General features: G+C 60.2%; 5 protein-coding genes. 4 read left to right on the plus strand and 1 reads right to left on the minus strand.

Features of this window, described 5'->3' with window-relative positions:
- Nucleotides 1-575 (minus strand): substrate-binding domain-containing protein (locus tag EN884_RS26840; protein WP_164895171.1); only part of this gene is annotated, 575 nt, incomplete at its 3' end.
- A gap of 194 nt (nt 576-769) precedes the next feature.
- Between EN884_RS26840 and EN884_RS26845 the strand changes: the two genes are divergently transcribed.
- The 4 genes from EN884_RS26845 to EN884_RS26860 all read left to right on the plus strand — a co-directional run.
- A complete protein-coding gene (locus tag EN884_RS26845) occupies nt 770-1,642 on the plus strand; it encodes a DeoR/GlpR family DNA-binding transcription regulator (protein ID WP_063170566.1) in 873 nt (290 codons plus the stop codon).
- Nucleotides 1,629-2,723, plus strand: a complete 1,095-nt coding sequence (locus tag EN884_RS26850) for a four-carbon acid sugar kinase family protein (RefSeq protein WP_063170567.1) — start codon at nt 1,629-1,631, stop codon at nt 2,721-2,723. Before EN884_RS26845 ends, EN884_RS26850 begins: the two co-directional genes overlap by 14 nt.
- A gap of 227 nt (nt 2,724-2,950) precedes the next feature.
- Nucleotides 2,951-3,982, plus strand: a complete 1,032-nt coding sequence (gene pdxA, locus EN884_RS26855) for a 4-hydroxythreonine-4-phosphate dehydrogenase PdxA (RefSeq protein WP_206616457.1) — start codon at nt 2,951-2,953, stop codon at nt 3,980-3,982.
- 41 nt (nt 3,983-4,023) lie between these two features.
- The coding region (locus EN884_RS26860; protein ID WP_128360825.1) for an aldehyde dehydrogenase family protein at nt 4,024-4,520 on the plus strand (497 nt) is incomplete at its 3' end.

Genomic DNA, 4,520 nt, shown 5'->3' on the forward strand with positions numbered 1-4,520 from the left:
GCCTTGGCCATTTGGTATCCGGCGTCCTCATCGCTCGGCCCGATAAAGGCAATGTAATTCGGGAAACGCTCGGTTTGAGGCGAAAAATCCGGATAACTGTCGGTGAGGATGACCGGTATCTCGGCTTCCTTGGCCAAGGTAAGGCCGCGAGCGGCAGTGGCCCAATAGGGCGTGAAAACAATGCCGTCGACCTTCTGGGCCACCAGGTCCTCAAGCGACTTGACCATCTGGTCAGGCTTGTTGTCGGCATTGAGGACAACGAGCTTCACACCAAGCTCATCCGCTCCCTTCTTCATGAAAGCGACATAGCTATTCCAGAATTGCGCATCCAGGGTCGGCACGACAACGCCGACCGTGGGTTCATCGGCAGCTAGGGCCGCCGTTGACAAGAAGGCCGCGGCAGCGGCGCCGACAAGGGCCGATTTCAGCTTCGACAAGAAAGACATGGTTCCTCCAACCCGGTTCGCGACAGAGCCCAAGCGCTCTGAATCGCTGACTTTAATTCCCATTTTTTTGACAAGAACTGCGCACTTGTCAGTGCCAATTGACGAGGATTGACGGTCATCGCTTATCACATATGGTCAAAATCAGTCAAAATAATTCTAACAAGGCCAAAAGCGATAGGAATTCGCTCATCGCCATGACAAACCAGTGGGCTCGCCGAATGAATTCGTGATATTCGCGATGCTGGGCTCGCCATGATTCCGGCGAGCGTGTTGCTGCACTGTGCGGAGATACGAACGTGGCAAGGAATGTTCGAAAATCAACGGTGGAAGATACCGGGCCCTCAGCGTCCGCCGGGTCATGGGAAGACGATGGCGGGCGTGGACGGGTCGATCTAATTCCGGCCAAGCGCCATGCTTTCATTCTCGAATGCCTCAAACGGGAAGGAACCGTCGGCGTTCAGGAACTCATTGATCTCATCGGCGCGTCACCTTCGACCATACGGCGCGACCTCGAGACGCTTGAACGGCAGGGAGCATTGGAGCGAACGCATGGCGGAGCGATGCTTCAACGCACGGAACTCGCCACCTTCGAGCCAGATCTCGCCACTGCCGCACACTTCGCCAGGGCTGAGAAGGAGGCCATAGGCGCAGCCATGATGTCGGAACTTCGCCCCGGGCAGAGTGTCATTTTCGACGCAAGCACGACTGTTCTGGAAGTCGCCCGCGCCATCGCCGCCGCGCCCATTTCGCTTACGGCCGTCACCAACAGTCTCGCGATCGCGCAGATACTTGCAACCGTGCCGGGAGTACGCCTCGTCATGCTTGGAGGCACCTGCAAGCCGGGTTCTCTAACTCTGGTTGGCCAGCCTGGCGAGAATTTCCTGCGTACCATCCACGCCGATGTGGCAATTCTGGGCACTCACGCCATCACCGGGGACATGCTCACGGAGACCTCGCTCGAGGTCGCGGCGATGAAGCAGGCGATGATCGCCGCGGCGCGACGGGTGGTCGTGCTTGCCGACAATTCCAAATTCACCACTCCGAATTTCTGCACCATCTGCCGCCTGGCCGACATCCACCAGATCATTACCGATGACGGCATCGATCAGGCCAACCTCAGCAATCTTCGGACGCTCGATGTGAACGTCCGCGTCGTGCGCGTCAGCCGTTCGGGTTCTTCAATTGAGCGCTCTTGAGACTGTCGATATCCGGATCATCGCGGACGACCTGACCGGCGCTCTGGACAGCGCGGTTTGCTTCGCCTCGCCAGGCCAAGGTGTCGGCGTGAGCTGGCAACTGGATCGTAGGCTCTCGGGCCGTTCGGCTGTCGATATCGCCACACGTGAGGGCGCCGAGACAACGGCCGTCGCCAGACACTTGAAGTTCGCGCCATGGCTGGCCGCCGGACAGCTGAGCTTCAAGAAGATCGACAGCCTTTTGCGCGGTCACGTCATTGCCGAAATAGAAGCCTGCATCGTCGAAGGTGCGTACCAGCGGGTTGTACTGGCGCCCGCGTTCCCCTTTCAGGGCCGTGTTACACGCCTTGGGCGTCAATGGCGGCTCGATCGGCCCGAAATGGTCGGTCCCGACATCCTCGCCGGCCTCGGTCGGCGCTTTTCCTCTGGCCGGTCGGTACCGGGCACGCGGCCGGTTCATTTCCTCACACTCTACGACGCCGAAACGGACAAGGACCTGGACGAAATCGTTGCAACGGCGAGCGCGCCGCAGACACTCTGGGTTGGTACGGGCGGCCTGGCTGCCGCGCTGGCGCGACACCTGAGCATACCACACAAGCCTGTTCCGGCACTGCCCGCCCCGTTCCTGGGCCTTGTCGGCACAAATCACGAAGTCACGGCGGGACAGGTGGCCTCGTTTGCCACCAAGCATGCTGATGGGCATATCGTTGTGGAACGCGACATCGACAAAGCGAAAAGGGATCTGGCAAAACGGATCATGCGAGGTGCGCCGTCGGTTGTCACTGTGGTTGCATCGGGTGATCGCCACGCGATTGCAGATCATATCGGCAAGGTGTTTGCGTCGCTTCTTGACGGTTTGCCAAAGCCCGGAACGCTGCTCGTCACTGGCGGCGAAACATTGCGATCGGTGTGCTCCAGCCTCGGCGTCGTCGAACTCACGGTCGAGAGCGAGATTGAACCGGGGCTTCCGATCTCCAGAATCAAAGGCGGCGTTTTCCAAGGGCTAGCCACAACTTCCAAATCTGGCGCGTTCGGCGACAGCGCCCTCTTCTGCAGGCTCGCGACTCTCGCGCGTCGCTGATCAAGACGGTCGCCGGCAAAAGCACAGGGCGGGTCCATTCCCGCCGGTCAAATGACGTCAAGCGATCTTTCAGCAGCCGGCTACACGGGGACTGCTCCCACAGAGAGGTGGGAAAACAGGCGGATTTCACCGTGCGGCTGATTACGAATGACTGCAAAAGAAAACTATTGCGCATCTCTGGTTACAAGGATTAGAAGATGATCACAATTGACCGATTAGAGGCGTTCATGTCTGGTCCAAGACTCGGCATCACAATGGGTGATCCTGCGGGCATCGGCCCCGAGATCATCGCAAAGGCATGCGCACGGCTGAAACCGCGTCTTGCCGACGGATCGTTGTCCCTTCTCATCATCGGCAGCGTCGCCGCCATGCGTGCAATGGAGTCGATTTCCGGGCGCATTGAGGAGGAACAACCGTCAGCTTCGGCCGCGGGGGTTTTTCCGCCGCTAGCCATTCTCGAAGCCGGCCCCGAACGCACACCTATCGAGACAGGCGTCTTGTCGGCGGAAGGCGGGCGCCTCGCCTATCTGGCGATCGAAAAGGCCGTTCGCCTGGCGCAGGCCGGTTCAATTGCGGGCATCGTTACGGCTCCCCTCAACAAGGAGGCGCTCAATCTGGCCGGCTATCATTATGCCGGTCACACCGACATGCTGGCAGAACTCACAGGCGCCCGCGATTCCGTGATGATGCTCGCCCATGGCGATTTTCGCGTCAGCCATGTCTCGACCCATGTAGCGCTGGCCCAGGTTCCGTCGAAACTGACCGAACCTCGGTTGCGGCGGGTTATCCAGCTGACGGTCGAGGCGTTGCGCGGCCTCGGCATTGCCCATCCCCGCATTGCGATCGCCGCGCTCAACCCGCACGCCGGCGAAGGCGGCATTTTCGGCCGTGAGGATATCGACATCACGACCCCGGTCGTCGCCTCCTACACGTCCGCCGATTTTGCGGTGTTTGGGCCTGTTCCGGGCGATACGGTTTTCGTCAAGTTGCGCGCCCGCCAGTATGACGCGGTGGTCGCGATGTATCACGATCAGGGCCATGTCCCGGTGAAACTGCTCGGCTTCAACATCGATCCCGCGACCGGTGAGTGGAAAGCGCTCTCTGGTGTCAATGTCACGCTCGGCCTTCCGATCATCCGCACCTCTGTCGACCACGGCACGGCCTTCGACATCGCCGGCAAGGGCATCGCCAATGAGGACAGTTTGGTCGAAGCGATCGAGTTCGCGGTCCAGATGGCCGCGGCGAAATCCAACCCTTAGGCGTCGGCACGCCTGCAACGCACGCGGAAGCGGATTGAACCATGGCAGCAGAAGACAAGAAATCCTATCTCATGTTGATCGACGGGAAGTTTGTCACCGGCGAAGCCGGCACGCGTTCGGTGATCAATCCGGCCAATGGCAAGGCCTTTGTCGACGTGCCCGAGGCAAGCCCGGATCAGGCTCGCCAGGCGATAGAGGCCGCCCGTAAGGCGCAGAAGGCTTGGGGGCTCAAAGCGCCTCTTGCCCGTGCGGCGATCATGAAGCGGATCGCGGTCTTGATCCGGCAGAACGCCCGACATCTGGCCGAGGTGGTGGTCAGGGAACAAGGCAAACCGATCAATGAAGCAATAGGTGAAGTCGGCGGCGCGGCCGAGTTCTTCGATTACTACGCCGAGTTTGCCCGTCGCATTCAAGGTGAAATCCTGCCATCCGACTACGCGGGAGAGCAGGTCTGGATACAGCGTGTGCCGGTAGGCGTCGTCGCCGCCATCATTCCGTGGAATTACCCGAGCGCCCTGGTCAGCCGAAAGGCGGCGCC

The sequence above is a fragment of the Mesorhizobium sp. M7A.F.Ca.AU.001.01.1.1 genome (assembly GCF_004022735.1).
Classification (GTDB): Bacteria; Pseudomonadota; Alphaproteobacteria; order Rhizobiales; family Rhizobiaceae; genus Mesorhizobium; species Mesorhizobium ciceri.

Excerpts from the sequence above, each read along its gene's own strand:
- pdxA (WP_206616457.1), top strand. The coding sequence starts at position 2,951 with ATGTCTGGTCCAAGACTCGGCATCACAATGGGTGATCCTGCGGGCATC.